At 63.8% G+C, this 26495-nt stretch carries 27 protein-coding genes; 14 read left to right on the top strand and 13 right to left on the bottom strand.

Translation table 11 applies throughout. The features are described from left to right. Positions 1-9: 9 nt before the first annotated feature. The 3 genes from Amn_RS17125 to Amn_RS17115 all read right to left on the bottom strand — a co-directional run bounded on the left by Amn_RS17125 (position 10) and on the right by Amn_RS17115 (position 2205). Positions 10-1197, bottom strand: a complete 1188-nt coding sequence (locus Amn_RS17125; protein ID WP_263006765.1) for a beta-ketoacyl-ACP synthase — start codon at positions 1195-1197, stop codon at positions 10-12. Between the two features lie 17 nt (positions 1198-1214). Then, complete coding sequence (locus Amn_RS17120; protein WP_286290705.1) at positions 1215-1523, bottom strand: acyl carrier protein; 309 nt, start codon at positions 1521-1523, stop codon at positions 1215-1217. Between the two features lie 136 nt (positions 1524-1659). Continuing rightward, a complete protein-coding gene (locus tag Amn_RS17115; RefSeq protein WP_154383939.1) occupies positions 1660-2205 on the bottom strand; it encodes a histidine phosphatase family protein in 546 nt (181 codons plus the stop codon). Between the two features lie 164 nt (positions 2206-2369). Here Amn_RS17115 and Amn_RS17110 point away from each other — a divergent pair, with 164 nt between their 5' ends. The 4 genes from Amn_RS17110 to Amn_RS17095 all read left to right on the top strand — a co-directional run bounded on the left by Amn_RS17110 (position 2370) and on the right by Amn_RS17095 (position 6900). Next, positions 2370-3320 carry an AEC family transporter gene (locus Amn_RS17110; protein ID WP_154383940.1) on the top strand — a complete coding sequence of 317 codons (951 nt, stop codon included), beginning with the start codon at positions 2370-2372 and terminating at the stop codon, positions 3318-3320. Between the two features lie 206 nt (positions 3321-3526). After that, positions 3527-4984 carry an NAD-dependent succinate-semialdehyde dehydrogenase gene (locus tag Amn_RS17105; protein WP_154383941.1) on the top strand — a complete coding sequence of 486 codons (1458 nt, stop codon included), beginning with the start codon at positions 3527-3529 and terminating at the stop codon, positions 4982-4984. A 262-nt stretch (positions 4985-5246) separates the two neighbouring features. Next, complete coding sequence (locus Amn_RS17100; RefSeq protein ID WP_182573389.1) at positions 5247-5687, top strand: FixH family protein; 441 nt, start codon at positions 5247-5249, stop codon at positions 5685-5687. Between the two features lie 4 nt (positions 5688-5691). After that, positions 5692-6900 (top strand): cytochrome-c peroxidase, encoded by a 1209-nt coding sequence (locus tag Amn_RS17095; protein ID WP_154383942.1) that lies wholly within the window; start codon positions 5692-5694, stop codon positions 6898-6900. Here Amn_RS17095 and Amn_RS17090 read toward each other — a convergent pair whose 3' ends face one another. Next, entirely contained in the window at positions 6901-7353 is a 453-nt protein-coding gene (locus Amn_RS17090; protein ID WP_067961104.1) for an Lrp/AsnC ligand binding domain-containing protein, read from the bottom strand. A gap of 167 nt (positions 7354-7520) precedes the next feature. Here Amn_RS17090 and putA point away from each other — a divergent pair, with 167 nt between their 5' ends. Then, entirely contained in the window at positions 7521-11126 is a 3606-nt protein-coding gene (gene putA / locus Amn_RS17085) for a bifunctional proline dehydrogenase/L-glutamate gamma-semialdehyde dehydrogenase PutA (protein WP_182573522.1), read from the top strand. A gap of 57 nt (positions 11127-11183) precedes the next feature. Here putA and Amn_RS17080 read toward each other — a convergent pair whose 3' ends face one another. The 5 genes from Amn_RS17080 to Amn_RS17060 all read right to left on the bottom strand — a co-directional run bounded on the left by Amn_RS17080 (position 11184) and on the right by Amn_RS17060 (position 14740). Continuing rightward, positions 11184-11543, bottom strand: a complete 360-nt coding sequence (locus Amn_RS17080) for a bleomycin resistance protein (protein WP_182573387.1) — start codon at positions 11541-11543, stop codon at positions 11184-11186. A 3-nt stretch (positions 11544-11546) separates the two neighbouring features. After that, the gene (gene hmuQ, locus Amn_RS17075; RefSeq protein ID WP_067961110.1) at positions 11547-11861 is read right to left on the bottom strand and encodes a heme-degrading protein HmuQ; all 315 of its coding nucleotides are present in this window, start codon (positions 11859-11861) and stop codon (positions 11547-11549) included. A gap of 10 nt (positions 11862-11871) precedes the next feature. Next, a complete protein-coding gene (locus Amn_RS17070; RefSeq protein ID WP_154383944.1) occupies positions 11872-12126 on the bottom strand; it encodes a hypothetical protein in 255 nt (84 codons plus the stop codon). A 59-nt stretch (positions 12127-12185) separates the two neighbouring features. Continuing rightward, positions 12186-12563 carry a hypothetical protein gene (locus tag Amn_RS17065; protein ID WP_182573521.1) on the bottom strand — a complete coding sequence of 126 codons (378 nt, stop codon included), beginning with the start codon at positions 12561-12563 and terminating at the stop codon, positions 12186-12188. Positions 12564-12628: 65 nt separating this feature from the next. Continuing rightward, complete coding sequence (locus Amn_RS17060) at positions 12629-14740, bottom strand: TonB-dependent receptor domain-containing protein (RefSeq protein ID WP_286290693.1); 2112 nt, start codon at positions 14738-14740, stop codon at positions 12629-12631. A gap of 254 nt (positions 14741-14994) precedes the next feature. Here Amn_RS17060 and hemP point away from each other — a divergent pair, with 254 nt between their 5' ends. Genes hemP through Amn_RS17035 form a run of 5 tightly spaced genes read left to right on the top strand, consistent with a single transcriptional unit; the run spans position 14995 to position 19127 of the window. Beyond that, positions 14995-15219: a hemin uptake protein HemP gene (hemP, locus tag Amn_RS17055; protein ID WP_067966393.1), complete on the top strand. Its 225-nt coding sequence runs from the start codon at positions 14995-14997 to the stop codon at positions 15217-15219. A 10-nt stretch (positions 15220-15229) separates the two neighbouring features. Next, positions 15230-16282: a hemin-degrading factor gene (locus Amn_RS17050; RefSeq protein WP_182573385.1), complete on the top strand. Its 1053-nt coding sequence runs from the start codon at positions 15230-15232 to the stop codon at positions 16280-16282. Between the two features lie 5 nt (positions 16283-16287). Then, positions 16288-17193, top strand: coding sequence for a heme/hemin ABC transporter substrate-binding protein (locus Amn_RS17045; RefSeq protein WP_263006769.1), 906 nt, complete (start codon positions 16288-16290; stop codon positions 17191-17193). A 10-nt stretch (positions 17194-17203) separates the two neighbouring features. Then, on the top strand, positions 17204-18313 hold the full coding sequence (locus tag Amn_RS17040) for a FecCD family ABC transporter permease (RefSeq protein ID WP_263006770.1): 1110 nt from the start codon (positions 17204-17206) through the stop codon (positions 18311-18313). 22 nt (positions 18314-18335) lie between these two features. Further along, a complete protein-coding gene (locus Amn_RS17035) occupies positions 18336-19127 on the top strand; it encodes a heme ABC transporter ATP-binding protein (RefSeq protein ID WP_067961130.1) in 792 nt (263 codons plus the stop codon). A gap of 25 nt (positions 19128-19152) precedes the next feature. On the opposite strand, the gene rirA is transcribed toward Amn_RS17035, so the two are convergent. Continuing rightward, positions 19153-19614 (bottom strand): iron-responsive transcriptional regulator RirA, encoded by a 462-nt coding sequence (gene rirA / locus Amn_RS17030; protein ID WP_067961133.1) that lies wholly within the window; start codon positions 19612-19614, stop codon positions 19153-19155. Between the two features lie 231 nt (positions 19615-19845). Here rirA and Amn_RS17025 point away from each other — a divergent pair, with 231 nt between their 5' ends. Next, a complete protein-coding gene (locus Amn_RS17025; protein WP_067961137.1) occupies positions 19846-20412 on the top strand; it encodes a GNAT family N-acetyltransferase in 567 nt (188 codons plus the stop codon). Between the two features lie 61 nt (positions 20413-20473). Here Amn_RS17025 and Amn_RS17020 read toward each other — a convergent pair whose 3' ends face one another. From Amn_RS17020 to Amn_RS17010, 3 genes are read right to left on the bottom strand one after another with little or no spacing between them, the layout of a single operon-like run. Continuing rightward, positions 20474-21643 (bottom strand): glycoside hydrolase family 113 protein, encoded by a 1170-nt coding sequence (locus tag Amn_RS17020; protein ID WP_286290674.1) that lies wholly within the window; start codon positions 21641-21643, stop codon positions 20474-20476. A 54-nt stretch (positions 21644-21697) separates the two neighbouring features. After that, positions 21698-22309 (bottom strand): TetR/AcrR family transcriptional regulator, encoded by a 612-nt coding sequence (locus Amn_RS17015; protein WP_067961142.1) that lies wholly within the window; start codon positions 22307-22309, stop codon positions 21698-21700. 44 nt (positions 22310-22353) lie between these two features. Continuing rightward, a complete protein-coding gene (locus Amn_RS17010; RefSeq protein WP_067961144.1) occupies positions 22354-22782 on the bottom strand; it encodes a hypothetical protein in 429 nt (142 codons plus the stop codon). Positions 22783-22951: 169 nt separating this feature from the next. Here Amn_RS17010 and Amn_RS17005 point away from each other — a divergent pair, with 169 nt between their 5' ends. The 3 genes from Amn_RS17005 (at position 22952) to Amn_RS16995 (ending at position 26489) form a co-directional block, all read left to right on the top strand. Continuing rightward, positions 22952-24256, top strand: a complete 1305-nt coding sequence (locus tag Amn_RS17005) for a DUF445 domain-containing protein (RefSeq protein ID WP_376775248.1) — start codon at positions 22952-22954, stop codon at positions 24254-24256. Between the two features lie 71 nt (positions 24257-24327). After that, complete coding sequence (locus Amn_RS17000; RefSeq protein ID WP_067961147.1) at positions 24328-24759, top strand: phasin family protein; 432 nt, start codon at positions 24328-24330, stop codon at positions 24757-24759. Positions 24760-24980: 221 nt separating this feature from the next. After that, a complete protein-coding gene (locus Amn_RS16995) occupies positions 24981-26489 on the top strand; it encodes a helicase HerA domain-containing protein (RefSeq protein ID WP_067961151.1) in 1509 nt (502 codons plus the stop codon). The last annotated feature ends 6 nt before the right edge of the window (positions 26490-26495 follow it).

The following is a 26495-nucleotide window of genomic DNA, read 5'->3' as shown; positions in this document are numbered from 1 at the left end:
TGACACCCTTCAGCGCGGCGCGGAGACGAGCGCCATGCCTTCAAACTGGTGATAGCCGATCGCCGTTGCGAGAACATTGCGTGGCTGGCCGGAGAAATCTCTTTCGCCCACCTCGAACGCCGGATAGCCGGCGCCACGGTCGACGGCCAAGGCGGCAAGCGCCACCGCGAACGGAAACTGTGCTTCCTTCATGTGGCCGGTCAGCGACGAAAGGGCGCGTGCCGCAATCGCCGGATTGCCGTCGAGCGCCGATTTTTCGGCAGCCGTTGCGGCATGTGCGCCCGATGCACCCGAAATCGCGAGCAGGTCGCCCTCCGGCAACTCGGCTTTGGCCAACAGTTCGGCAATGTTCTCAGCGAGGCCACCATTCCGACGCCTGCTGCGACCGGAAAGGACCGGGCCGAGCTCGGCATAGATCTTCTGGCCGCGTGCTTCGGCATGATCGCGCGATTCAAGCACCAGGAACGCGCCGCCGGAGCCGGTGATGACGCCGCCGCCTTCCGAGCCCTGGCGCTGCCATACCGGCTTCCACGGGCCGCGATGGAGATAACCGGCCAGTTCGTAGCCAAGCAGCATGTCGGAATGTTCGGTCTGGAAGGCGCCGCCGACCAGCACATGCGTCGACTGGCCCGAGCGGATGCGGGCCGCTGCCGTCTCGATCGCCGAAACGCCGGCACCTTCCTCGCCCATGAAGGTGCGCGAAGAGCCGGTGACCTTGTGGACGATCGAGATGTTGCCGGCGAGCAGGTTGGAAAGCTGGGCCAGAAACAGCGTCGGGCGGAGTTCCGTCGTCAGCTTCTCATTGATCAGCACATCGCGGTCGGCGCGATTTTCGGATGCTGCAAGCACGCCGGCGTCGACCGCTTCGTCGCGTTCGCCGCCACCTGCAGCCACCACCATGTCCATGGTCGCGCTGAGTTCGTCATTGCCCTTGATGCCGGCATCATCCAGCGCCATGCCGGCCGTATAGGTGCCAAGCCGCTGCCAGGTTTCCATCTGGCGCTGGTCGCCGCGCTTGGCGATCTGCAGGCCCCAGTCGATCTCGGGAAGCGGATGGATGGCATAGGGCTGGAAGCGCTCGGCGTCGATCACCGGGGCGGTGCCCGCTGTTGTCAGCTTGTCCCAGTGGGCTGCACCGCCTTCTCCGAGCGAGGAGACGAGGCCGATGCCTGTGATGACGACGTTGCGATTGGCCATGGGCGGCTTCAGCGTGCTCAGGCGTTCTTCGCAGCGACGAGCGCGTCGATCTTGGCGCAGAGGCTCTTCATGACGAAGTACTCGTCAGTCGAAGCCTTGCCATCGTTGACTTCCTGCGTCCACTTCTCGAGCGGCACCTTGATGCCGAATTCCTTGTCGATCGCAAAGACAATGTCGAGGAAGTCGAGGCTGTCGATGCCCAGGTCGTCGATGGTGTGGCTCTCGGGCGTGATGGTGTCGATGTCGATCTCGCTGGTCTCGGCAATGATCTTGGCGACTTTGTCGAAGGTCGTGGACACGGTTTTTCCTTTGGTGAGGGCGATCATGAACCCGGGACAGATTCTACGCGCATAGTTTTGAGGGGCTGTCTAATCGGTTTTTCCGGACAGGAAAAGGCCAAATCCTGCGCTTTCGTTAAGGCGTCCGGCCCCGAACGCAAGGGAAGGCAGGCCGCCTGAAGCTCTAGAAGACGATGCGGCCAAGCACATGCAGCTTTTCTCCTTGCAGGCCGACGATCAGCGCTTCGCCTTCGCGTGCGGCCGCACCGGTCAATGCCTGGATGTTCTCGAGATGGGTAACGAGCACGATGTTGTCGGAGCCGGAATAGTTGCGGATGATGTCCAGCACGGCGGCGACGTCGGCCTCGCGGGTGGCATCCGTCGGCTTGTCGAGGGCCGCAGTCGGCTCGACCTTGCGGTCGTCGAAGGCGAGGCGGGCGGTTTCCAGCGTCCGGCAATAGCGGCTGGCCAGGATGCGCTCGACCGGCGCGGCGCGGGCGTCGAACAGCGCGCCGATCTTGCGCGCCTGCTGGCGGCCGCGGTCGGACAGGTTGAGCTGGGAGGCGCATTTCTCGATGTCGAAATTGGGCGGCTCGACCGTGCCGGTTGTCATGGCGTTGCGCAGCAGCACGACATGGCCGCCATTTCGCAGCAGCGCCCAGCCGGCTTCCGTGGCCTGGGCGGGCAGGGCGCCGAGCAACAGCATGATCGCAATGATGAATCTGAGCATGAGTGATCCCGAACAGGCGATGCGGATATAGGGAGGCCAAAGTGGATTGAAAGGCAAGGTGACGCCAAATACCGTGCGCCGACTGCTGAACTCGTGTCGTGCCTTGATCGAACGTGACCGCGGGGCAATGCTCGGATAAGCCGATTCCCATTTGCCGAGTGCCGATGTCACCTCTCGTAGAAACCGTGCTCTTCGTCTTCGGCCTGGTGGCGCTGGGCTATCTCGCGGGTGCCAGCGGCTATCTGCGCAGCGAAACCGGGGACGCGCTTTCCGAGTTCGCCATCGGCGTGGCGCTGCCGCTCTTGCTGTTTAGGACCATGATTGGCGCCGATTTCCACGGTTCGGCGCCCTGGTTGCTATGGGCGACCTATTTCATTGCGGTTACGGTCGCCTGGACAGCGGGACATCTGGTGACGACGCGCATGTTCGGCCGCGACGGGCAGGCCGGCGTGGTCGGCGGCGTGTCCTCGGCCTTTTCCAATCTCGTGCTGCTCGGCATTCCCTTCATGCTCGGCGTCTTCGGCCAGGAGGGGTTCGAGATCCTGTCGCTGATCGTCTCGGTGCACCTGCCGACCATGATGATGGCGTCGATCATCCTGTTCGAAATATTCGGGCCACGACGCAGCGAGCCGATGCATCCTGTTGTGATCATTCGTGATTTCCTGCGCAAGATCCTGACCAATCCGCTGATCGTCGGCATCGTGGCCGGGCTTGCCTGGCGGGCGACCGGGGTGCCATTGCCGGGCCTTGCCACCCGCTTTGTCGACGCGCTTGCCAACATCGCCGGGCCGGTCGCATTGTTTGCGATGGGGCTCGGGCTCAAGAAGTTCGGCATTTCGGGCAACATCAAGCCGGCATTGGCGCTGTCGGTGCTCAAGCTGATGCTGATGCCGGCCGTAGCGTTGCTGTTTGCCTGGCTGTTCGGTCTGCCGCCCTTGTCGGCGAAGGTGGCCGTGGCGGCAGCCAGCCTGCCTTCGGGCGTCAATTCCTATCTCATCGCCACGCAGTTCGGCACCGGCCAGGCCCTGGCCTCCAACCAGATGACGATCGCCACCGCCTGTGCCGTGGTCACGACCGCATTCTGGCTGACGATTGCGACGATGGTCTTCGGGTAGATGGGCGGTGTTCGGGTAGAAGGGCAGCCGGGTATGCGGTTAGGCTGGACCAACGCATCTGTGCCATAATGCGGTTGATCGCCGACCCGGCGGCACGCTACTAAACTGCCTGGCGCATCGGGCCGTCAGCTATCCCGGACGCGCGCTTTTCGACGATTTTCAGAGTAGCCTGCGTCGCAACGGACGCCATTTCAGGAGGTGAAGCCATGCTTCAGAAAACCAGTCATTTCATGCGGCAGGCCAATCTCATCAACGGCGAATGGGTCCAGGCCGATTCCGGCAAGACCATCGACGTCACCAATCCGGCGACGGGTCTCAAGATCGGCACCGTGCCGCGTTCGGGTGCGGCCGAGACGCGTCGCGCCATCGAAGCGGCCAACGAGGCGTTCAAGACCTTCCGCAAGACCTCGGCGCTCGAGCGCTCGAAGCTGCTGCGCAAGCTGCACGACGCCATCATGGACAATCAGGACGCGCTGGCCGAACTGCTCACCATCGAGCAGGGCAAGTCGCTGACCGAAGCCAAGGGCGAGATCGGCTCGTCGGCCGCCTATGTGCTGTGGTTTGCCGAAGAGGCGCGCCGCACCTATGGCGACGTCGTGCCATCGCCTTGGGCGGATCGCCGTGTCCTCGTCACGAAGGAACCGGTGGGCGTCATTGCTGCCATCACGCCGTGGAATTTCCCGTCCTCTATGCTGTCGCGCAAGCTTGGACCGGCCCTTGCCGCGGGCTGCACCGCCGTGGTCAAGCCGGCGTCGCAGACGCCCTATTCGGGCCTGGCCTGGGGTGCGCTGTGCGAGGAAGTCGGCTTCCCCAAGGGCGTGGTCAACGTCCTGACGGGGTCGGCCGGCGAGATCGGCGACGAAATCTGCGCCAACCCGCTGGTCAAGAAGATCACATTCACCGGCTCGACCGAAGTCGGCAAGATGCTGATCGCCAAGTCGGCCTCGACGGTGAAGAAGGTTTCGATGGAACTGGGCGGCAACGCGCCGTTCCTGGTCTTCGATGACGCCGACATCGATCGTGCCGTCGAAGGCGCGATCACCGCAAAATTCCGCAATTCCGGCCAGACCTGTGTCTGCACCAACCGCTTCTTCGTGCAGGCCGGCATCTACGACAGGTTCGTGGCCAAGCTGGCCGAGGCGTCCAGCAAGCTCAAGGTCGGCTCGGGTCTCGACGCCGGCGTGCAGCAGGGCCCGCTGATCGACGAAAAGGCCGTCGAAAAGGTCGAGGAATTCATCGCCGACGCCACCGCCAAGGGCGGCAAGGTGGTTGCCGGCGGCAAGCGCCACGCGCTCGGCGGCTCGTTCTTCGAGCCGACGGTCATTTCGGGCGCGACGCCTGCCATGCTGTTCATGAAGGACGAGATCTTCGGCCCGGTCGCTCCGGTCTTCAAATTCGAGACCGAAGAGGAGGCGATTGCGCTCGCCAATGACACCGAGTTCGGCCTCGCCAGCTACTTCTACACCGGCGATCTCGGTCGTGCCTTCCGGGTCATGGAAGGGCTGAAATACGGCATGGTCGGGGTCAATGAAGGCCTTATCACCACGCCGGAAGCGCCGTTCGGCGGCGTCAAGGAGTCCGGCCTCGGCCGCGAAGGCGGGCATCAGGGCATCGAGGACTATCTCGACACCAAATATGTCTGCATCGGCGGGCTGGGCCTCTAAGGGGCTCCGGATCCATCTGGCCGCTGGAATGATCGAACGCGCGCTCCGAAGGGCGCGCGCGTTTTCTCTTGGATCTTTGACAGGAAGAATCCGGAAATCGGCATAACGTGCTGCAATCGTTATGTTCGGCTGGTTCTGTTTCGGTGTCGCGTTTGGAATGGCCAAGTGCTCGAGAACGGGCCATCTTGCGGTGCCGCTAATCTGATGTCGCCGGGAAAGCGCGCTGTCGGAAAAACGTTGTCGGCAGGCGGGAGGAACAGGAATGACTTCAGCGTGGCGCATGGTCGTCGGGGCGTTCGGGCTGGTGGCGCTGGCCATCGGCTTTCTTTCGGTCGTTTTCCTGACAGCGCCTGCGGCGCCGGGGCCCGACCTCGCGCGTTCCAAGAATTCGGCCAAGGGCCTCTATGCATTGTCCATCGCGCCAGAGGCCGGTGAGCCCAGGCAAGGCGAGCTGCATGCGTGGGTGGTGACGGTGAAGACGCGGCAAGGGGCGCCGGTGGAGGGGGCTGCGATCAGCGTCGGCGGCGGCATGCCCGAGCATGCGCATGGCCTGCCGACGAGCCCTGAAGCGACGGCCTATCTCGGCGATGGCCGCTACCGCATCGAAGGGATGAAGTTTTCCATGCCCGGCTGGTGGCAGCTGAAACTTGGCGTCAGCGCGCCTGCCGGCACCGACGAAGCCACATTCAACCTGGTGCTGTGAGGCGATGGCGGGCGGCCTGCTCACCAATCTGATCGCCGCTGCGACGATAACGGCAGCGCTGGCAGGCTGCAGCGAAGCCGATTTCACCGACGCCGAAAAGCGCACCATCGTATCGATGTCGCTGTCGGCACTTGCCCCCCTGGCGTCGGATCCGACCAACAGCTTCGCCGACGATCCCGGGGCTGCAGCACTTGGTGCAACGCTGTTCTTCGACACCGGCATGAGCCGCGACGGCAATGTCGCCTGCGGCACCTGCCACAAGATCGACAGACAGTTCCAGGACGACCTGCCGCGCGGTGTCGGAGTCGGCGAGACAAATCGAAGGACCATGCCGCTGGCCGGCGTGGCGCGCGATCCGTTCTTTTTCTGGGACGGCCGGCGCGACAGCCTGTGGTCACAGGCGCTGGTGCCGCTGGAAAATGTGCTCGAGCATGCCGGCACGCGCACCGCCTATGCGCATTATCTCAAGCGCCGCTTCGGCGAGCGCTACGAACGCATTTTCCGGCCTCTGCCCGACCTGTCGACATTGCCGGCCAGTGCCGGGCCGTTCGGCACGCCGGCGGAGAAGGCCGCCTGGGCCGGGATGAGCGATGCGCAGCGCGAGGGTGTCGACCGCATCTTTTCCGACATCGGCAAGGCCATCGCTGCCTTCGAGCGCTCGCTGGTCCACGGCAAGACCCGCTTCGACCGCTTCGCCGATGCCGTGGCGCAGGGACGGGCGCCGTCCGCGGAAGACGCTCTGTCGGCCGAGGAACGGCAAGGCCTCAGGCTTTTCATCGGCAAGGCCAATTGCTCGACCTGCCATACCGGGCCACGTTTCACCGACAATCACTTCCACAACACCGCTGTGCCGCCGGTCGCCGGATTGCCCGCCGATCGTGGACGCATCGCAGTTGTCGACGAGGTTCTGGCCGATCCGTTCAATTGCGTGGGAAAATTTCGCGACGGCGGCGAGGAGGCCTGCGGTGAGCTGCGCTTCATGCAGAAGAGTTCGCCCGAGCTCGTCCGCGCCTACAAGACCCCATCGCTGCGCAATGTCGCCGGGCGTCCGCCCTATATGCATGCGGGGCAGTTCGCCACTTTGGAGCAGGTCGTGAACCACTACGCGACAGCGCCGAAATCGGTAGAAGGCGAGAGCGAGATACATGCCGTGGCGCTGTCCGAGGGGGAGCGGGCGGCACTCGTGGCGTTCCTGAAGACGCTCAGTGACTAGTCAGCGGTCCTTGACCGTTTCCATGGCAACGAAGGTCGATGTCTGGGCGACATGGGGCAGGGCCGATATGCGCTCGCCGAGCACGCGCCTGTAGGCAGCGATGTCGCGAGTTCGCACCTTGAGCAGATAGTCGAAGCTTGCCGCCATCATGTGGCACTGCTCGATCTCGCGCACCGCATGCACGGCGCGGTTAAAATCGTCGAGGGCAGCCGAGCGGGTGTCGGACAGCTTGACCTGGACAAATGCGACGTGGCCTTCGCCCATGCGTTCGCTGTCGATGACCGCCTGGTAGCCCCGGATGAAGCCCTCTTTCTCCAGCCGCTTGACGCGCGCCTGTACGGGGGTCTTGGAAAGTCCCACTTTTGTGGCAAGCTCTGCCATCGACAAGCGGCCGTCGCGCGAAAGGGCGAACATGATGTTGCGGTCGATGCGGTCCAATTGGTCTTCAGGCATGAAAGTAGCGGCTCGTTTGGCGAATGAATTGCGCCAACACTAGGCGTTTTGGTCTGCAGAGTCGAATTGTTTGGACCGGCTGGTTTCACGACGATGTGGTAGTTTTCGACCAAATGCCGGGAGCGATGGTTCGCCCGGCGCAGCCGCAACAGCTCTACAGGATCGCCATGCCCGCGCTCGACGCCATCCGCCAGGAAATCCGCGCCAACTATCTCCCCGACGAAGCCGCCGCTGTGAAGCGGCTGGCAGCTCTCGCCAACCTTTCCCAGGACGACCGCAAGGCGATCTCGGCCCGTGCCGCCGATCTCGTGCGTGCCGTGCGCGGCTCGACCGATCCCAGGCTGATGGAGGTTTTCCTCTCTGCCTACGGCTTGTCGACCAAGGAAGGCGTGGCGTTGATGTGTCTGGCCGAGGCGCTGCTGCGCGTGCCCGACACCGAGACGATGGACGACCTGATCAAGGACAAGATCGCGCCGCATGACTGGTCGTCGCATTCGGGCGGTTCTAGCTCGATCTTCGTCAATGCGTCGACATGGGCGCTGATGCTGACCGGTCGCGTGCTCGACGAAGGCGAGGGTTCGATCGAGCGCACCTTGCGCTCCATGGTCCGCCGCCTCGGCGAGCCGGTGATCCGCACCGCGGTCGCGGCTGCCATGCGCGAGATGGGCGAACAATTCGTCCTCGGCCGCACCATCACCGAGGCCGTCAAGCGCGGCCGCTCGATGATCCAGAAGGGCTATCTCTATTCTTTCGACATGCTGGGCGAGGCCGCCCGCACCGAGACCGACGCGCTGCGGTACCACCGCGCTTATGCCGAGGCGATCTCGTCGCTCGACAATGGCACCAACGGCCCCGACATCCGCTACAATCACGGCATTTCGGTCAAGCTGTCGGCGCTGCATCCGCGCTACGAGGTCTCGCACAAGGACGAGATGCTGCCTGTCATGACCGAGCGCCTGCTGTCGCTGTGCCTCGCCGCCAAGCATGCGCGCATGGGCCTCAACATCGATGCCGAGGAAGCTGACCGGCTCGACCTGTCGCTCGACGTCATTGCGGGCGTGCTGGCCAGTCCGCAGCTCGAAGGCTGGAATGGTTTCGGCGTCGTCGTCCAGGCCTACGGCCCGCGCACGGCCTTTGTCATCGACTGGCTCTATGCGCTCGCCAACAAGCTCGACCGCAACATCATGGTGCGCCTGGTCAAGGGCGCCTATTGGGACACCGAGATCAAGCGCGCCCAGACGATGGGTTTGCCGGGCTATCCGGTGTTCACCCGCAAGGCCAACACCGACGTCTCCTACATGGCCTGCGCCCGCAAGCTGTTGTCGATGACGGACCGCATCTACCCGCAATTCGCCACCCACAACGCCCACACCGTCGCCGCCATCCTGTCGATGGCCACGGACCGCACCTCATTCGAGTTCCAGCGCCTGCACGGCATGGGCGAGGCGCTGCACGAGACGGTGCGCAAGGCAGAGGGCACGCGCTGCCGCATCTATGCGCCGGTCGGTGCGCATTCCGACCTGCTTGCCTATCTGGTCCGCCGCCTGCTGGAGAACGGTGCCAACTCGTCCTTCGTCCACCAACTGACCGACGAGGACGTCGCCCCCGAGGACATCGCCCGCGACCCGCTCGACACGGTGGAGACGCAAGGGACGGCATCCAATCCGTCGATCCCGACGCCTTCGGCGATCTTCGGCGCTGGCCGCGTCAACGCCAAGGGCTGGGACATCACCGACCCGGTGACGCTGGCAGCGCTCGACAAGGCCAAGGCGGAATTCAGGGGGCCGGACCGCTGGAGCGCCAAGCCGGTTACCCGCGCCGCCGGCTACGGCGCGTCGCGCAAGGTGACCAATCCGGCCAAGCCCGCCGACATCGTCGGCACGGTGACCGAGGCTGCGGCCAAGCAGGTGCCGACGGCAGTGCGTTTTGCCATCGAAGCACAGCCGGCCTGGGCGAAGAAGCCCGTTGCCGAACGCGCCGCCATCCTGCGCCGCACAGCCGATCTCTACGAGGCCAATGCCGCCGAGTTCTTTGCGCTCGCCACACGCGAGGCCGGCAAGTCGCTGTCGGACGGCGTCGCCGAGGTGCGCGAGGCGGTCGACTTCCTGCGCTACTACGCTGCCGAGGCTGAGAAGACCGAGGCCGGCACCGAGGCGCGCGGTGCCATCGTCTGCATTTCGCCGTGGAATTTCCCGCTCGCCATCTTCACCGGCCAGATCGCGGCGGCCCTGGTCACCGGCAATTCGGTCATTGCCAAGCCGGCCGAGCAGACGCCGCTGATTGCCGCGCGTGCGGTGGCCCTGATGCGCGAGGCCGGCGTGCCGGAAGACGTGATCCAGCTCCTGCCGGGCGACGGCCCGACCGTCGGCGCACCGCTGACGGCCGATCCGCGCATCGCCGGTGTCTGCTTCACCGGCTCGACGGACGTTGCCAAGCTGATCGAAAAGCAGCTGGCCGAGACGGCGGCGCCCGACGCGATGCTGATCGCCGAGACCGGCGGCCTCAACGCGATGGTCGTCGATTCCACCGCATTGCCCGAGCAGGCGATCCGCGACGTGCTGGCCTCGTCGTTCCAGAGTGCTGGCCAGCGCTGCTCGGCCTTGCGCGTGCTCTACGTCCAGACCGACGTCGAAAAGAAGATGGTCGAGATGCTGAAGGGCGCGATGGATGCCTTGACCATCGGCGATCCGTGGCAGTTGTCGACCGACGTCGGCCCGGTTATCGACGAGGAAGCGCAGAGCTCGATCCGCGACTATTGCGCTGCGATGGAAGCCAAGGGCAAGCTGATCGCCAAGCTCGACGCGCCGGCCGATGGCCGCTTCGTCGCGCCGCATGTCTTCAAGGTCAAAGGCATCGAGGAGATGGAGCGCGAGGTCTTCGGACCGGTGCTGCATGTCGCGACCTTCGAGGCCGATGAGATCGACGACATCATTTCGGCGATCAACCGCAAGGGTTACGGCCTGACCTTCGGCCTGCACACCCGCATCGAGGGCCGCGTCCAGCACATGGTCGACGGCATCCACGCCGGCAACATCTATGTCAACCGCAACCAGATCGGCGCCGTCGTCGGCTCGCAGCCTTTTGGCGGCGAGGGGCTGTCGGGCACCGGGCCCAAGGCCGGCGGACCGCACTATCTCCGTCGTTTCCGCAAGTCGCCCGAGGCGGGCGCAGTGCTGCCGGAAGGCCGCAAGGTCACGGCGACCGAGCTGGTCGACAATCTCGTCGATGCCGGGGAGTGGGCGACGCGGACCGATCGCATCGCCATGCTGCGCAAGCATCTGCGCGGCAAGGGTGCCGCGGCCATCGCGGCAGCGGCGAGCATCGACTTCGGCCAGGTCGACCTGCCCGGACCGACGGGCGAGGCGAACACGCTGTCGCTCAACCCGCGCGGGCGCGTTCTGTGCCTTGGCCCTGACGCCGAGACCCTGCTTGCCCAGGCGATCCAGGCGCTGGCCGCCGGCAATGCGGTCCTGGCCGTTGCGCCCGGTGCGCCGGCCGCCGTCCATGCCCTGATGGGCAAGGATCTGCCGATCGCCGCGATCGACGGTCGCCCCGACCCGGTGGAAGCGCGCGCATTGGCCGTCGATGTCGTGGCTTATTCGGGCACGGAAGAGAGCATGCGCATCGTCCGCAAGGTCATCGCCGAGCGCAAGGGGCCGATCGTTCCGCTGATCAGCGAGGTGATCTATCCGGCGGCTTACGCACATGAACGCGCTGTCTGCGTCGACACCACGGCCGCCGGCGGCAACGCTAGCCTGCTGGCCTCGGCCTAAAGCCGAGCAGGATCACGCTCGCACAATACGAAAGGGGCAGGCGTGGGCCTGCCCCTTTCAACTTTCTTCCTGCGCGCAGCCGAAGCGCAGCAGATTGCGATGCGGGTCGTGGACGTAGAATTCCTTCATGTTCCATGGCCGCACGGTGAACGGGCTGAGTCGTTCCACGCCGCGCGCCGAAAACTCGGCGTGAAGGGCGGGAACCTCGCCACCCCTGATGTGGCAGGATGTCACCACCGGCAGTTTGCGGTCGTCCGACCTCCCGAAATGGATCTCGATCTCGCCGCGCCGCACGATCAGATAGTCGTCCATTTCGGGACCGATGCCCTCGAAACCAAGCCTGTCGCGATAGAAATCGCGGCTCTCGCCGATGTCAGGCGAGGGCAAGACCGGAATGCTGCGGGCGAGGTCGGTCAATCGTCAGGCGCCTTCGACGACCGAGAAGCCCTCGAACTGCGGATGGCCGACATAGGATGCCTTGGACGAACCGGCGTTCTTGTGGGCGTTGCGGAAGTTTTCCGACTTGGTCCAGGCGACGAAGTCGTCCTGGCTCGCCCAGATCGTGTGCGACGCGTAGAGCGTATAGCCTTCGGCTTCGTTCACCGGGCCGCGCAGCAGGTGGAATTCGCGAAAACCCTTCATTTCGTTCAGCGATGAGTCGCGGTTCTTCCAGACGTCTTCAAAGGCGGTCTCGGAGCCGTTCTGCACCTTGAAGCGGTTCATTGCGATGTACATTGTCTTCCTTTCAACGGGCCTTGCGTTGCGCTGTTGTAGTCCTTTGAGCGCTGCGTAGCGACACAACATTGGCGCCGGTACCGTCACCGGCGGCTCTTGGATTCGGGCCAGCCTGGGTCGTCGACTGCGCACGGTAGCTGGCAAGGTCGGTCACGTTTTCGCTCGTCCTTATCGCTGCCAGGCGGTCGAACAGCTCGCGCATCTCGGGCAGCAGGCCGTCGCCCTGGCGTTTCACCATCTGATCGAATTTGTTCAGTCCGAACATGCGTTTATGCCTTTCGATGCGCCGCGCGCCGGGGGACAGGAGTCTGGGCAAGGCTGGTCTCAGATGCCGAAGGCGATGCCGGATCTGGTTTCGGTCCGCAGCGCCTTGAGGCAGGCCGTCGCGTCGATCCCGCCGCCGGTGCAATCGGTGGCCTGGTTGATCAGGACACGACTGACCTTGGTGCAGTCGGTGCCCGACAGGTCGAAGCGCGTGACCTTGGTCTTGCCGGCCGGCAGGTCCTTGAAATCGAGCACCGTCAGCCTGTCGGCGACGCCCGCCTCGTTGAACAGCACAATCTCGAACGCCGCCTTGGACAGCGCGGCGCCGAGATTGTTGGTGACGACGAAGGTGAAGCGGCAGCCCTTGTCGGAGGGTTGGGCTGCGTTGAGCTCGAGCACAAGTGCCGGGGCCGACGGGGCGCTCTGGGCGCCCGCCATGGCCGTGGCGGCAAGCAGTGCTGCCGTGACCAGGGGTGACAACGCGTTCACGCCAAAGCGCACGATTACCACCCGAACTGCTTGGACAGGGAGACCTTGAACGTCCGGCCCTTGGCATCGTCGTTCATCAGGAACTCCTTGTACTGCTTGTTGAAGATGTTATCGACGCCGAAATTGGCTTCCCAGCCGGCGAGCTGGCCGTCCTGCGGCTTCCAGGTGACGAAGATGTCGTGGACGTCGAAGGCCTGCGCATAACGCGACGACGGACGTGTGCTTGGCGGGATCACGACGGGGGCCGAAGACCGCCTGCTTGCATCCTGCGGAGCGGCGGCGAAGCGGGCCTTCCAGCCGAACTTGAGATCGTAGTCCGACAGCTTGCCGCCAAGAGTCAGTGCAAGTTCGTGCGGCGCGATTGTGGTCAGATAGCTGTTGGTCGACTTGTCCTTGCCGACGACGAATGAATATGCGGCGTTGGCAAAAACGTAGTCGGAATCGTAGGCAGTTTCGATTTCGAAGCCGTAGATGTTCGCCTTGTTCAGGTTGACATAGCCTTCGCGCGTGGGATTGAAGCCCGGGACAAGCTCGCTGTTCAGCGCAATCAGGTTCGTTATGTCGTTATAAAAGCCCGTGAACTTCAACTGGGCCGCGTCGCCGTCCTGAACCAGATCATAGCCGGAGAGGGCGAAGCCTGCTTCGAAGTTGTTCGACTGTTCCTTCTTCAGGCTGAGGCTTGGTTTGAACTGCGAAGAGGAACTGGTTGTTGAAAAGACCTCGTCGATGGTCGGAAAACGTTCCGTGTGCGCGATGGATCCGAAGACCGATACGCTATCGTTGAACTTGTAAAGGGCTGCAATCTTCGGCGAGAAGGCCGTGTCGTCGCTGGAAGGGGCGTTCAGCGCGCCATCTGGCGTCAGCTTGTGCCAGTCAAGGCGCATGCCGGGCGTGATCGTCAACCGCTCGTCCCAGATGAACTCGTTCTGGACGAAGACGCCGGTTTTTACGTCGGTGCCTTCCGGGTGGAAGGTGACTGGAAACAGGTTGCCGTTGTTGAAGAACGCCTCGGCCTTGCGGGTCTGGTAGCTCGACTGGGAACCGATGGTCAGGTGGTTGGCCCAGTCGTCGCCAGTCCAGTCCATCGTGTTCTGGGCATTGAACTGCCAGGTCTCGTAGCCATAGTTCGAGTCGCAGACCACCGCGAACGTGCCGGCGCTGCAAAACGACCGCAGGCTGGCATTGCGCTGTTTGTTGGTGGTGTTGGAGTAGGACGCCGACACCTTCAGGTCGAGCACGTCGTTATCGGCGAACGGATTTTCATAGGACACGGCAGCAGTGCGGTCGACGACGTGGCGGTCGACCAGGCCGAAGCCCGCATCGCCGCTCGTCTGCGACAGCTGCTGATCTTCGAGCTCGGAATCCCACTGCTGGTAGGAAAGCCGAAGCTTGCCCTCGTCGCCGACATTGAACGTGCCCTTGGCGAGCCCGGACCAGGCCTTGAAATTGGTGCCGATGACTTCCTTGCCGTTGCCGGATTCGTAAGGGTCGGAAGCGCGGTAGTTGCCGGTCAAAAGGAACTCGGCGTTGTCGCCAAGCCGCTGGGCAAGCACGGAATTCACCAGGTAGCCATTGCCGTTACTGTTCCAAGAGCTCTTCAGGCGCAGGGCACCGGTCTGTCCCTCGGCGATGAAATCGGAGGCATCCTTGGTCTCGAAATTGATGACGCCGCCGAGGGCGCCCGAACCGTAGAGCGTCGAGGAGGCCGGCCCGCGGAGCACTTCGACGCGCTTGTAGAGTTCCGGGTCCGAGAAGAACGATCCCAGGCGATATTGCTCGTAGAACTTCTGCGCGCCATCGACGTTGACGATGATGCGGCCGCCGTCGCCGGTGTTTTCCGGCGCGCCGATGCCGCGGATGTTGAAGCTCTGGCCAAGCAGTCTGTCGGAGCCCGTCACGTTGACGCCGGGCGTCGCCCGGATGATTTCGCCGATCGTCTCGGGCTGAAGGCGGTCAATATCTTCCTGCTCCACGACGGTCACCGCCTGCGGCGTATCGATGGCGACCTTGGCGACGCCGGCGCTGACGACGAGACGTTGCAGGACTGTGACTCGCGGCTTCCTGTCCTGCTCAGTGGTTTTGGCTTCCTGCGCGTGAGCCGCATGCGCGCCCACGAACACCGCCATTGCCGCTCCGCCCAGCAGAGCGGCCTTATTCCGACCAACTAGCCCCATGTCCCACTCCAAAAATGTCTCGTGCTGGCTTGCTTTTCGCTCGCTAGCAATTTTTCGCTCGCCGGCTGCGTCTTAAATCTTGACTTGATCACTCCGGTATTGCACTGACTAATAAACATGAATGTTCGAGTCAACTAATAGATTCAAGCATGAGGGCCTCGTCCGGGCTTTTCCGGCGCGGCGGACGGATGAAGGAGTGGAATGAGATGAATTCGCACAATCCGAACCATTTCCGTTCTGGCCAATTCCGGCACGGATACCGCCGGCCTGAAGGCCAGGTTGCGGCGCGTCCGATCGCCGGTTCCCTCGCTGTCAGAACATTGACCAGCGAGTCGCTGTTTCTCGGTGATTTCGAGATCGGCATCGACCATGGCGGCGCTCTCTACCGCCTGAAGATTACCCGTCAGGGCAAGCTCATTCTCAACAAGTAGGTGTTTTCAAATGGACCAGCGCGTAAGGCCCAACCCACACGAAATCAGGCGGGCGCGAACTGACAACCCCAAGATGCGCGAGCGCGATCTCGCCAGCCAGCTCGGCATTTCCGAGGCTGAGCTGGTGGCCGCGCATTGCGGCGAGGGTGTCGTTCGCATCGAACCGCGCGTCAATGATCTGCTCGCCGGCATCGAGGCCGTCGGCGAGGTCATGGCCCTGACCCGCAACGAAAGCGCGGTCCATGAAAAGATCGGCATCTACGACAAGGTCGTGCCCGGCACCCAGGCCGCAATGGTGCTCGGTGAACAGATCGACCTCAGGATCTTTCCGAGGGCCTGGGTTCACGGCTTCGCCGTCGAAAAGCGCGACGGCGACGACATCCGCCGCAGCCTGCAGTTCTTCGACGCCGCCGGCACGGCGGTGCACAAGATCCACCTGCGTCCGGCTTCTAACCTCTACGCATATCAGAAGCTGGTCGAAACCTTGATCAGCGACAATCAAGACCCGTCGATCGTGACGGTTCCTTCAGTGGTGAAGTCGCCGGACGAGGAGACGTCGACCGGTGTTGAGGAGTTGCGCGACCGCTGGAGCAAGCTGACCGACACGCATGAGTTCTTCGGCATGCTGAAGTCGCTCAAGCTCGGCCGCCAGCAGGCCATGCGCATGGTCGGCCAGGACTATGCCTGGAAGCTGGAACATGGCGCGCTGCCGGCCGTCTTCGACAAGGCTGCGGCAAGCGGCCAGCTAATCATGTGCTTCGTCGGCAACCATGGCTGCATCCAGATCCATTCCGGCTCGGTCCAGAACATCAAGCCGATGGGCCCGTGGCTCAACGTGATGGACGAGACGTTCCACCTGCATCTCCGAACCGATCACGTCCAGGAACTCTGGGCGGTTCGCAAGCCGACCAAGGATGGCCATGTCACCTCGGTCGAGGCCTATGACGCCAATGGCGAGATGATCATCCAGTTCTTCGGCAAGCGTAAGGAAGGCCACGACGAGCGCGGGGATTGGCGCGAGCTGGTCGAAGCGCTGCCTGTTGCGCAGCAGAACGCGGCCTGAGGAGCATGATGATGTCGACACCCCAACGGCTGCTTCGCTCAGCCGCACTAGGCCTGTCGTTGCTTCTGGCAACCGGGACCGCCGCCTTGGCGGTCGAGGGCGCCACTGTTTTCCCTGACCGCGCCCGCGTCGCTTCCGTCGGCGGTTCGATCACCGAGATCGTCTATGCGCTCGGCGAAGAGAAGGCACTGGTTGCCCGCGACTCGACCAGCGTCTATCCGGAAGCAGTCTTCAAGCTGCCCGACGTCGGCTACATGAGGGCGCTGTCGCCAGAAGGCGTCTTGTCGGTCAATCCGACCGGCATCCTGGCGCTCGAAGGCAGTGGGCCGAAGGAAGCGATCGACGTCCTCAAGAAGGCGAGCGTTCCCTACATCCAGGTGCCTGAAGGCTTCAGCCACGACGGCATCCTCCAGAAGATCCGTGTCGTCGGCAAAGCGCTCGGCGCCGACGCCAAGGCCGATGCGCTTGCCGCCGACGTCGGCAAGCAGCTGTCGGAAGCCGAGGCGCTGACCAAGGACATTGCGCAAGGCGAGCGCAAACGCGTGCTGTTCATCCTCAGCATGCAGGGCGGCAAAATCCTGGCGTCCGGCAACCATACCGCTGCCGACGGCATCATCGCGCTGGCCGGTGCCGTCAATGCGGTCGAAGGCTACCCTGGCTACAAGCAGCTCACCGACGAGGCGGCGATCACCGCCAGGCCCGATGTGATCCTGATGATGGATCGTGGCGGCGGCACCGCAGTCCCCGACGACGAGCTGTTCGCCCATCCAGCTATCGCCTCGACGCCGGCCGGTCAGGCCAGGCGAGTTATCCGCATGGACGGCGCCTATCTGCTCGGCTTCGGCCCGCGCACGGCAGCTGCGATCAAGGACCTCGCCGTTGCGCTCTATGGCGACGCCGTCAAGAAGTAAGGCCAGGACAGTGGTGGATGAAACGATCGCCGGCGGCGCCGGCGTGCAGGAGAGAGGTCGCCGTGTCGACGGCGACCGCTCCGCTCGTGCTTTGCTGGTCATCGGCCTGCTTGCCCTGGCGCTGGCCGCAACGGCGCTGTTCAGCCTGACATGGGGCGCATCCGACGCCTCGGCGCTTGGGCTCGTTCGCAGCTGGCTGTTCGGCGCGACGCCGGGCAATGAGGCGTTGTCGATGCGCGACAGCGTCATCGTCTACGACATTCGCCTGCCGCGCATCGTGCTGGGCATGCTGGTGGGCGCAGCGCTTGCCGTATCGGGCGCGGTCATGCAGGGCCTGTTCCGCAATCCGCTGGCCGATCCCGGCCTGGTCGGTGTATCGGCAGGCGCGGGCCTTGGCGCTGTCTCGGTGATCGTGCTGGGCGCGACCGTGCTTGGACCGTTCACGGCGCTGCTCGGCAGCTACGCGCTGCCATTCGCGGCATTTGGCGGTGGCCTGCTCACCACCATCATCCTCTACAATGTCGCCACGCGGCAGGGGCGCACCTCGATCGCCACCATGCTTTTGGCCGGCATCGCGCTGGGCGCGATGGCCATGGCCCTGACCGGGGTGCTGGTCTACATCGCCGACGACAGGCAATTGCGCGACCTGACATTCTGGCAGCTCGGCTCGCTGGCCGGCGCGACCTGGCTGAAGATCGCGGGTGCCGGCCCGATCATCGTCCTGGCCCTGGCGACGACGCCTTTCATGGCCAAGGGGCTGAATGCACTTGCCTTGGGCGAGGCGACGGCAAGCCATCTCGGCGTTCCGGTCCAGCGGCTGAAATATGTCGCGATCGTTGCGGTTTCGGCGGCGATCGGCGCATCGGTGGCGGTCAGCGGCGGCATCGGCTTTGTCGGCATCGTCGTGCCGCATCTGCTGCGTCTGGCGATCGGACCCGACAACCGCTACCTCTTGCCGGCGTCGGCGCTTCTGGGCGCATGCCTGCTGCTGCTGGCGGACGCGGTGAGCCGCACCATCGTGGCACCCGCCGAGTTGCCGATCGGCATCGTCACCGCCGCCGTCGGTGGCCCGTTCTTCCTGTGGATATTGCTGCGCAAGCGCGGCGTCGTCGATCTTTGATGCGGCGAACTGTGAGGTACTCATGATCGAAGCACGCCAGGTTTCGGTGTCGATCGGCAGCACGCGCATCGTCAGCGATGTGGATTTCACCGTACGTCCGGGTGAACTGGCAGCGATCGTCGGACCCAATGGTTCCGGCAAGACGACCTTCCTGAGAGCGCTGACGGGCGAACTGGCCTATTCGGGCCAGGTATCGCTCAATGGGCGCGACGCAGTGAAGCTGAAGCCATGGGAAGCGGCAAGCATCCGTGCGGTGCTGCCGCAGTCGACGGCGCTGTCATTTCCCTTCACGGTGCGCGAGATCGTCAAGCTTGGCGTGACGGGCGGCCGCTCAGGCGCATTGGCGGGCGAGGACGACCGGCTGCCGGAGCGGGCGCTGGCCCGGGTCGATCTCGAAGGCTTTGCCGGACGCTTCTATCAGGAGCTTTCAGGCGGCGAACAGCAGCGCGTGCAGCTTGCCCGCGTCTTGTGCCAGGTGTGGGCGCCGGTGCTGGACGGGCAGCCGCGCTATCTGTTCCTCGACGAGCCGGTGTCGAGCCTCGACATCAAGCACCAGCTGATCATCATGAACATCGCCCGCGATTTCGCGCGGCGCGGCGGCGGCGTTGTCGCGATCCTGCACGACCTCAATCTGACGGCGATGTATGCCGACCAGATCTGCGTCATGCATCGCGGCAAGCTTGCGGCCGCGGGTGCCCCGCAGGTCGTGCTCACCGATGGTCTGATCGAAAAGGTGTTCGGCTGCCGGCTGCGCGTCGGTGCGCTGCCTCAGGGGGATATCCCGTTCGTGCTGCCGCAATCGGCCGTGGCCTGAAGCCTTTGCACTTGGCCAGGGCGTGTCAGCTGGCCAGGGCGCTGGGCTCGGGGAAGTGCAGCCCGAGCAGGTCGCGCATGTTGGGACGTGCAGCGACCAGATCGGCGATGGTGTAGCGCGCCAGCACTTCGAAGAAGGCGTTGAGCGCTTCGCGCAGGGCGGAATTCAGGCCGCAGCTGTCGACAAGCGGGCACTCGGCGGCATCGTTCTCGAAGCACTCGGCCATGGCGAAGCTCTCTTCGGTGACGCGGACGACGTCGAAGAGCGAGATCTGGTCGGCCGGCTTGGCAAGGCGCACGCCGCCGTTGCGGCCACGCACCGTCTCGACCAGCTTGGCTTCGACCAGCGGCTGCAGGATTTTGAACAGGAACAGTTCCGACACCGTATAGGCAGCGGCGATTTCAGGAACGCGGCTCAGCCGTCCTTCATTGGCCGCGCAATACATCAGGATGCGCATGGCGTAGTTGGTCTGGCGTGTGAGGCGCATTGCGTGTTCCTTGCTCTGCGTTGAGTCCGCGAGTCCGGCTAATATGGCCCATACCTTAGAACAATTCCAGACAGGGTTTCAAATTATATATGACGGAGATAGTCATATTTGTGGCGCATAGCAGCCTTGCATTTACGTAAAGGTCAAAACGGTTGATTTTGATGCTGCGCTGCACAATATTAGCGATGTCGGGAGTTGGAGACTCAGGGAGGAACCCATGAGGACTGCGACATGGAACAGATCATACGCACACAAAGGCCATTGACGGGCGTCATCCGTCAGTTGCGGCCGTCCGATCTGCCCCGCTTTGCCGAACATCTGCTGAGACTTGACGACCAGAGCCGGCGCGACCGCTTCAACGGCCTGACCCATGACGGCTTTCTCCAAGCCTATGCCGAGCGCAGCTTCCGCGAGGGGGCGACGGTCATCGGCTATGTCGAGGGCGACAAGGTACTTGCCGCCGCCGAGCTGCACGAACGCGCCGAAGAGAGCGAGCCGACGGCCGAAATTGCCTTCAGTGTCGAGCACAAGATCCAGAACCGGGGCATCGGCGGACGGTTGTTCCAGCGCCTCGTTGCCCAGGCGAGGGGGCTCGGCTACCTCAGGCTGCAGGTGACGACGCACGCCAACAACAGCGCCATGAAGGCCCTGGCCCGGCGTTTCGATGCCAAGCTCAGCTTCCAGCAGGGCGAAACCAACGGCATCATCGAACTCGACGGCGCGGCAGGCCTTGATGCCGATTGGCGCGCGTCCGCCGTTCTCGGCAGGCGCGGTGCCGGCAAGGCCATTGCTGCCTGACACATGTCTCGGTGAGCAGCGTCACTTACCTGACTGCATCCGAGCGGGTCAGAAGATCTGCTCACGACTGCCCATAAATCCTTGCGATGTCGTGGAAGGCCAGCTTTGGCTCCCAGCGGATCTTGCCTCTGGCGAGATCGATGCCGTGACATTTGACGATGGCGTGGCTGGCCATGTCGAGGTCGTAGCGCGCATCGGGCGAATGCACTTCACCCTCCGACAGGAATTGGTAGACGAAGGCCCCGTCGATCTCTTCTTCCTTATAGAGGCGCAGCAGGTTGCCTATCTCGGTTGCCTGCGTTTGCTCGCTCCTGACATGACCGTCCTTGATCCGTGGCGGGTCCTGCTCAAAGTCGATGATGTCGAAACCCATTCCGCCACGCTGTTCGGCCCCTTCGAAGGTGCTGCAGCCGAATTCGGTGATGACCACCGGCTTGCCGTGGCGCCGCAGCTCGCGCAGGCCCTCCACATAGGTCGAGCGGTTGTCGGCGTCGCGGTAGTAGTTGGCCGATACGATGTCGAACAGCTTCCAGTCGACGTCCTCCCAGGGGATCGGGCTGTAGGTGATCTCACCCTTGAAGTGCTTGCGGGCAATCTCACTTGCCTGAGCCAGGTGCTCGCCGAGCGCCTTGTTGATGTCAGGAAACAGCGGAACCGGAGAGGCTTGCAGCGTCGCCATGCGCTCCTGGAAGTTGCCGCCCTCGACGAAGCCTTGGGTGAACATTGAAAGCTCGCAGCCGACATTGAGGACGAGTTTTCCGTGGCGCTGCCCAAGTGTCTCGGCCATCGTTGCGATCTCGCCGAGATAGGTCAGCATGTCCTGCCTGCTGGCGTCGAACAGCCGCGGCTGCATCCATACCTGAAGCCCCTGGCCGAAAGCTGCCGTCGCAGCCTGTTCGAGCCGCTGGATGTTGGTGCCAGAAATACTGATCGCGTTGCAGAGAAGCTGGGCGCGAATGACGCGCATTTCCTCCTGCACCACTGCCCGGTTCCAGATCTGCCGCGACAGCTGGCCCGGCCAGTAGTTGGTGCCAGTGTCGTAGACTATGCCGCATAGGCTCAAAGGCTTGCGGCTGTCTGGTGCCGTAGCTCTTGAAGTCCCGGTCGCCTTGGCCCGGCTCAGGCCGACAGAAACCAGCGCCAGGCCGGCGGTGATCGCTGCGCCGCCCTTGATGATCTGCCGGCGTCCAGATGCAGTTGTCCTGTTGGCCGGAACGGTTTCGTTCGCCATATTCAATCTCCATCATTGTTCAGCCTGTGTCGCCGATCCCTGGTCGGCTCCCAGTCAGCTCGCGGTGTCGGCTCCAGGTGCCAGGAAGCGGATGATGATGCGCCGCAAGCTGGCTTTTTCTCTGTAGGGCTGGAAGCCGGCGTCGGCCGAGGAGCGCACGAATGCCCCCTCGATCAGCACCATGATCCAGTTGGCGGTCGCCACTGGATCGAGCGTCGGGTCGATCTGGCCGGCCTCAGCTGCCCGTCTCAGTAGCATCGTCACGCCGTCGCGGTTTGCGCGGTCGTTGCGGTCGAGCAGGGCGGCGAACTCCGCGTCGCGTTTTGCGTTGGCGATCACCTCGAGCATCAGTCCTGCCAGATGCGGGTAATCTGTCTGCGCGACCATGAATTCGGCGAAACCCAAAAGCGCCTCGAGCGCATCGTGGGCGGTCGCTGCCTGCTCGAACAGGGCGGCATTGTCGCGCCCGTCCTGTTCGAAGATCGCCAAGAAGATCGCCTGCTTGGAGGGGAAGTAGTGAAACAGGTTGCCCGAACTCATGCCTGCCGAAGCGCAGATGTCGGCAGTGCGCGTGCTTTCAAACCCCTTGGTGGCGAAGCACTCGGCGGCTGCGGCAAGGATATGGCGGCGCTTCGCCTCGTGCTTTGCGGGGTCAACCGTGCGCATGGGCAGCTCCCGTGAGCGAGATGCGGATGCTTTTGTTCATCGGCTCATTCATCCTGCGACTGCCACTGGCGTGAGGTCTTGCGGCGGCGCCGGCGCTTGATTTCAGTGAAGCTTACGACAATCGCTGCCATAATCGGGACGACCCACTTCATGCAGGCAAGCACGGGCTTAAGCCAGTCCGGCAGATCGACATGCAGCCATGAGGGCCAAAGCCTGCGCAAAGTCAGCCACTCCGGCCAGAAGCCGCGCATCCACGACAGGTCGAGGCTTGGCCAGGGGATCCACGACCAGTCGATGTTCGGGATCAGCAAGGCGAAAATCGCACCGACGCCCAACATGCCGGCCAGCACTTCTGTCGTGGCCAGTATCACGTGGCGTGACGCGTGGAGCCACGGATGACGCCGGGCGAAAGCTACCAGCCTGGCCTTGAGGCGTATGGCGTTGGTGCGTCGGGCAATCGGGATCGGGCGCATTGGTTAATAATAAACCGCGTGCTCTGTTTATTCAAGAGAAGGACATCTGATTTGCCGGAAGGGTTGTAATCGGGCGCGCCGTCTCGATATCTGACCGGCATGAGACATGTTTGTCGCGTCGACCCGCCGCCGCATGCGAGGGTAGAATATGAGCAAGGACGGACCTGGAATGGTTGCAGCAAACGGCGACGCCATGCCCACGGCCTTGCGCGCCTTGAGTGCCGACGAGGCGGCAAAACTGTCCGCCCTGCGGCGGACAAAGTTCATCGCAACCGGCGCACTGGTTGTCTGCGTTGCCATCTTTGCCCTCGCCAAGTCGCTGCAGGGGCGCTGGCCGTGGCTCGGTTTTGTCGCCGCCTTTGCCGAGGCGGCGACGATCGGCGGCCTCGCCGACTGGTATGCCGTGGTGGCGCTGTTCCAGCGGCCGCTCGGCCTGCCGATCCCGCATACGGCAATCATTCCATCCAATCAAAACCGGATCGCCGACAATCTCGGCCGTTTCATCGAATCCAACTTCCTGGCGCCGGAGCCGGTGCGGCAGAAGCTCAAGGAAGTGGATTTCGCAGCGCTCGTCGCCGATTGGCTGTCGGACCGCCAAAGAGCGGAGGGGCTGTCGGTTTTTGTCGGCCGGCTGGTGCCGCAGATGCTGCAGGCGATCGAAGGCTCGGGCCTGCGGGATTTCGCGACGCGGCGTATGTTGGAGCGCATCGGCAAGGTCGAGGTCGCACCGCTGGTGGCGGAGCTGTTGACAGCCTTCACCGAAGACCGCCGCCACCAGCGCCTGCTCGACGAGTTCACCAAGATCATCGGCAATTTCCTCAGCGACGAGCAGGCTCTGGCCGTGCTGCGCGAGAAGATCAGGGAAGAGCTGCCGTCGGTGTTCAATCTGTTCCGGGCCGATGCCTATCTGCTCAAGCGGATCGTGGCGTCGGCAGCGACGCTGCTTGAAGATGTCAGGGGCGATCCCGACCATCCGCTGCGCGGCGAGTTCGACCAGTTCGTCCACGGTTTCATCGACCAGCTTCGCCATTCGCCTGACTATGCCAGGCGGGCCGAGCAGCTGAAGCGCAACTTCCTCGCCCGACCGGAATTGCGCGGGCTGGCGCAGGATGTCTGGAAAAGCATGCGCGGCTTCATCGAGCAGGATGTCGCGTCGCCCAATTCGATGACGCGAAGGCACCTGACCAGCCTGTTCGTCGAAGTCGGCCAGAACCTGGCGCGCGACCCCGATATCCGCGCCGACATGAATGCCGGTTTCGTCGTGGCACTCGCCTCGTTCGTCGAAAGCCAGAAAAGCGGTGTTTCCGGTTTCATCTCCGAACAGGTCAAGCGCTGGGATCTCGGCCAGCTGACCCGGCTGATCGAGATCAACATCGGCCGCGACCTGCAATATATCCGCTTCAACGGCATGCTGATCGGTGGTCTTGCCGGCCTCGCGCTGTATTCACTCGAGTTGCTGGTACTTGCGAATTGACCGGCCGCCTTGCTCGTCTATGCTGACCTGGCGACCTCCGGGGGACGCCCGGAGCCAAACGGGAGCGAGCCATGGCGAAGAAGCCGGAACCGGAATCCTTCATGGACATGTTTTCGAAATTCGGGCGCGACCTGAAGATGCCCGCGGTCGATGTCGACACGATCATCGGCCATCACCGCAAGAATCTCGAAGCGCTGGAACAATCGGTCAAGGCGACGGCCTCCGGAGCCTCGTCGCTGGTGGCGAAGCAGCGCGAGATGCTGCAGGAAGCCTTGCATGAGATCACCGAGGCCGCCCAGGGGCTTCGGGCGCCAGGCAACCCGCAGGAGCTGATTTCCAGGCAGGCCGACTTCGCCAAGCGCTCATTCGAGGCTGCCGTCAAGAATGCCGGCGAGGTAGCCTCCATCGTACGCAAGTCGGGCACGGAATCCGTCGATATCCTGCGCAGCCGCATCCATGAATCGATCGAGGAAATCCGCGACAGCTTCGACAAGAAGAAGTAGCCGTGCCGATCCAGTCCTGACCTCAGCTCTCTTGTGGGTTTCGCGAGAGGGCTCGCGCATTGCCCGCGATCGGATGCTATTGAAGGGCGATCACCATCGGAGCGTGGTGCGTCCGTCCGGGCGCACAAAGACGCTTTAACACTTTGAATCCGGCTATTGTGGCTTCCGCGAATCGATACGGACTCGCGGACCGGCGCAGCAGGGTTCAACTGGGGTAGAGGATGAAGGTAGGCATCGAGATGGGGGCGGCGTCCGGGGGGACGAAGGCTCAGGTTGATCTCGAAGAACTGTTGGCGACCCGTTTGCTGGTTCAAGGCAATTCGGGCTCGGGAAAGTCGCATCTGTTGCGTCGCCTGCTCGAACAGAGCGCGCCGTGGGTGCAGCAGTGCGTCATCGACCCCGAGGGTGATTTCGTCACGCTCGCCGACAAGTTCGGACATGTCGTCGTCGATGCCCAGCGCACCGAAGCCGAACTGACCCGCATTGCCGGCCGAATCCGCCAGCATCGCGTATCGGTCGTGCTCAATCTCGAGGGCCTCGACGTCGAGCAGCAGATGCGTGGTGCCGCAGCGTTCCTGAACGGCATGTTCGATGCCGAGCGTGATTTCTGGTACCCGGTTCTGGTCGTGGTCGACGAGGCGCAGCTGTTTGCGCCGGCCATCGCCGGCGAGGTCTCCGACGAAGCCCGCAAGATCTCACTTGGCGCGATGACCAACCTGATGTGCCGCGGCCGCAAGCGCGGCCTGGCCGGCGTCATCGCCACCCAGCGCCTGGCCAAGCTCGCCAAGAACGTCGCCGCCGAGGCGTCCAACTTCCTGATGGGCCGCACCTTCCTCGACATCGACATGGCGCGCGCCGCCGACCTGCTCGGCATGGAGCGGCGCCAGGCCGAAATGTTCCGCGATCTGGCGCGCGGCAATTTCATCGCGCTTGGACCGGCGATGTCGCGCCGGCCGCTGCCGGTCGCCATCGGCCCGGTCGAGACCTCGGCACGTTCGGTCAGCCCCAAGCTGATGCCACTGCCCGACGCCAGCGAAGACACGCGCGACCTGATCTTTGCGCCGGCGCCGCTGGAAACGCGCCAGACGGTCCGGCGCACGGCGCCGCCTGCGCCGACGCCCACGGCCGACATCATCGCCCAGCTTTCCCAGGTGCGCGCCGAGGCCTCGGCGCCCGTTGCCGAGCCGATCTTCCCGCTGTTCGATGAAGCCGAGCGCGAGGCCCTGATCGATACCATCGTGCGCGAGATGGTCGAGGATCCCGACGCGGCGTTCCGTACGGACGCCGTGCTGTACCAGGATTTTCTCGTCCGCTGCCGCATCAAGCGGATGCAGGGCGAGCCGCCGCCGCTGTCGATGTTCCGCCGCCGCTACGCGGTGGCGCGTTCGGGCATCGATGAAGAAACCGCGTCGAGCGATACCTGGCAACAGGCCCTCGGCATGTCCGTGACACTTCCCGAGGATCTGCAGGCGGTGTTCCTGATCGTTGCCCAGGCAGCGGTCAAAGGCGCGCCTTGCCCATCCGACGCTGCGATCGCGCATGCCTATGGCAGCCATTCGGCGCGCCGGGCACGGCGGCTGCTGACCTATTTCGAGGAGCAGGGGCTGGTTGTCGTGCGCACCGATTTCCACGGCAAGCGCTCGGTGGCGTTCCCCGAACTCGGCTGCGAAACAGCCCCCGGCGACCCCGAGAGAACCGACGATCTGCCAGAGCGCGAGGCTGCGGAATAGCCCTTT

The sequence above is a fragment of the Aminobacter sp. Y103A genome (assembly GCF_030294925.1).
Classification (GTDB): Bacteria; Pseudomonadota; Alphaproteobacteria; order Rhizobiales; family Rhizobiaceae; genus Aminobacter; species Aminobacter ciceronei.
The sequence above is the reverse complement of the archived record's forward strand: the minus strand, read 5'-3'. Positions and strand labels throughout refer to the sequence as shown.

Bases quoted from the DNA above. Each gene is read 5' to 3' on its own strand.
- Amn_RS17050 (WP_182573385.1), top strand. From the start codon at position 15,230: ATGGACCAGCGCGTAAGGCCCAACCCACACGAAATCAGGCGGGCGCGA.
- hmuQ (WP_067961110.1), bottom strand. From the start codon at position 11,861: ATGTACATCGCAATGAACCGCTTCAAGGTGCAGAACGGCTCCGAGACC.
- Amn_RS17010 (WP_067961144.1), bottom strand. From the start codon at position 22,782: ATGCGCCCGATCCCGATTGCCCGACGCACCAACGCCATACGCCTCAAG.
- Amn_RS17125 (WP_263006765.1), bottom strand. From the start codon at position 1,197: ATGGCCAATCGCAACGTCGTCATCACAGGCATCGGCCTCGTCTCCTCG.
- Amn_RS17115 (WP_154383939.1), bottom strand. From the start codon at position 2,205: ATGCTCAGATTCATCATTGCGATCATGCTGTTGCTCGGCGCCCTGCCC.
- Amn_RS17025 (WP_067961137.1), top strand. From the start codon at position 19,846: ATGGAACAGATCATACGCACACAAAGGCCATTGACGGGCGTCATCCGT.
- Amn_RS16995 (WP_067961151.1), top strand. From the start codon at position 24,981: ATGAAGGTAGGCATCGAGATGGGGGCGGCGTCCGGGGGGACGAAGGCT.
- Amn_RS17020 (WP_286290674.1), bottom strand. From the start codon at position 21,643: ATGGCGAACGAAACCGTTCCGGCCAACAGGACAACTGCATCTGGACGC.
- Amn_RS17065 (WP_182573521.1), bottom strand. From the start codon at position 12,563: ATGGCGGGCGCCCAGAGCGCCCCGTCGGCCCCGGCACTTGTGCTCGAG.
- Amn_RS17090 (WP_067961104.1), bottom strand. From the start codon at position 7,353: ATGCCTGAAGACCAATTGGACCGCATCGACCGCAACATCATGTTCGCC.
- Amn_RS17000 (WP_067961147.1), top strand. From the start codon at position 24,328: ATGGCGAAGAAGCCGGAACCGGAATCCTTCATGGACATGTTTTCGAAA.
- Amn_RS17060 (WP_286290693.1), bottom strand. From the start codon at position 14,740: ATGGCGGTGTTCGTGGGCGCGCATGCGGCTCACGCGCAGGAAGCCAAA.
- Amn_RS17095 (WP_154383942.1), top strand. From the start codon at position 5,692: ATGGCGGGCGGCCTGCTCACCAATCTGATCGCCGCTGCGACGATAACG.
- Amn_RS17105 (WP_154383941.1), top strand. From the start codon at position 3,527: ATGCTTCAGAAAACCAGTCATTTCATGCGGCAGGCCAATCTCATCAAC.
- Amn_RS17035 (WP_067961130.1), top strand. From the start codon at position 18,336: ATGATCGAAGCACGCCAGGTTTCGGTGTCGATCGGCAGCACGCGCATC.
- Amn_RS17005 (WP_376775248.1), top strand. From the start codon at position 22,952: ATGGTTGCAGCAAACGGCGACGCCATGCCCACGGCCTTGCGCGCCTTG.
- rirA (WP_067961133.1), bottom strand. From the start codon at position 19,614: ATGCGCCTCACACGCCAGACCAACTACGCCATGCGCATCCTGATGTAT.
- Amn_RS17100 (WP_182573389.1), top strand. From the start codon at position 5,247: ATGACTTCAGCGTGGCGCATGGTCGTCGGGGCGTTCGGGCTGGTGGCG.
- Amn_RS17045 (WP_263006769.1), top strand. From the start codon at position 16,288: ATGATGATGTCGACACCCCAACGGCTGCTTCGCTCAGCCGCACTAGGC.
- Amn_RS17110 (WP_154383940.1), top strand. From the start codon at position 2,370: ATGTCACCTCTCGTAGAAACCGTGCTCTTCGTCTTCGGCCTGGTGGCG.
- putA (WP_182573522.1), top strand. From the start codon at position 7,521: ATGCCCGCGCTCGACGCCATCCGCCAGGAAATCCGCGCCAACTATCTC.
- Amn_RS17070 (WP_154383944.1), bottom strand. From the start codon at position 12,126: ATGTTCGGACTGAACAAATTCGATCAGATGGTGAAACGCCAGGGCGAC.
- Amn_RS17120 (WP_286290705.1), bottom strand. From the start codon at position 1,523: ATGATCGCCCTCACCAAAGGAAAAACCGTGTCCACGACCTTCGACAAA.
- hemP (WP_067966393.1), top strand. From the start codon at position 14,995: ATGAATTCGCACAATCCGAACCATTTCCGTTCTGGCCAATTCCGGCAC.
- Amn_RS17015 (WP_067961142.1), bottom strand. From the start codon at position 22,309: ATGCGCACGGTTGACCCCGCAAAGCACGAGGCGAAGCGCCGCCATATC.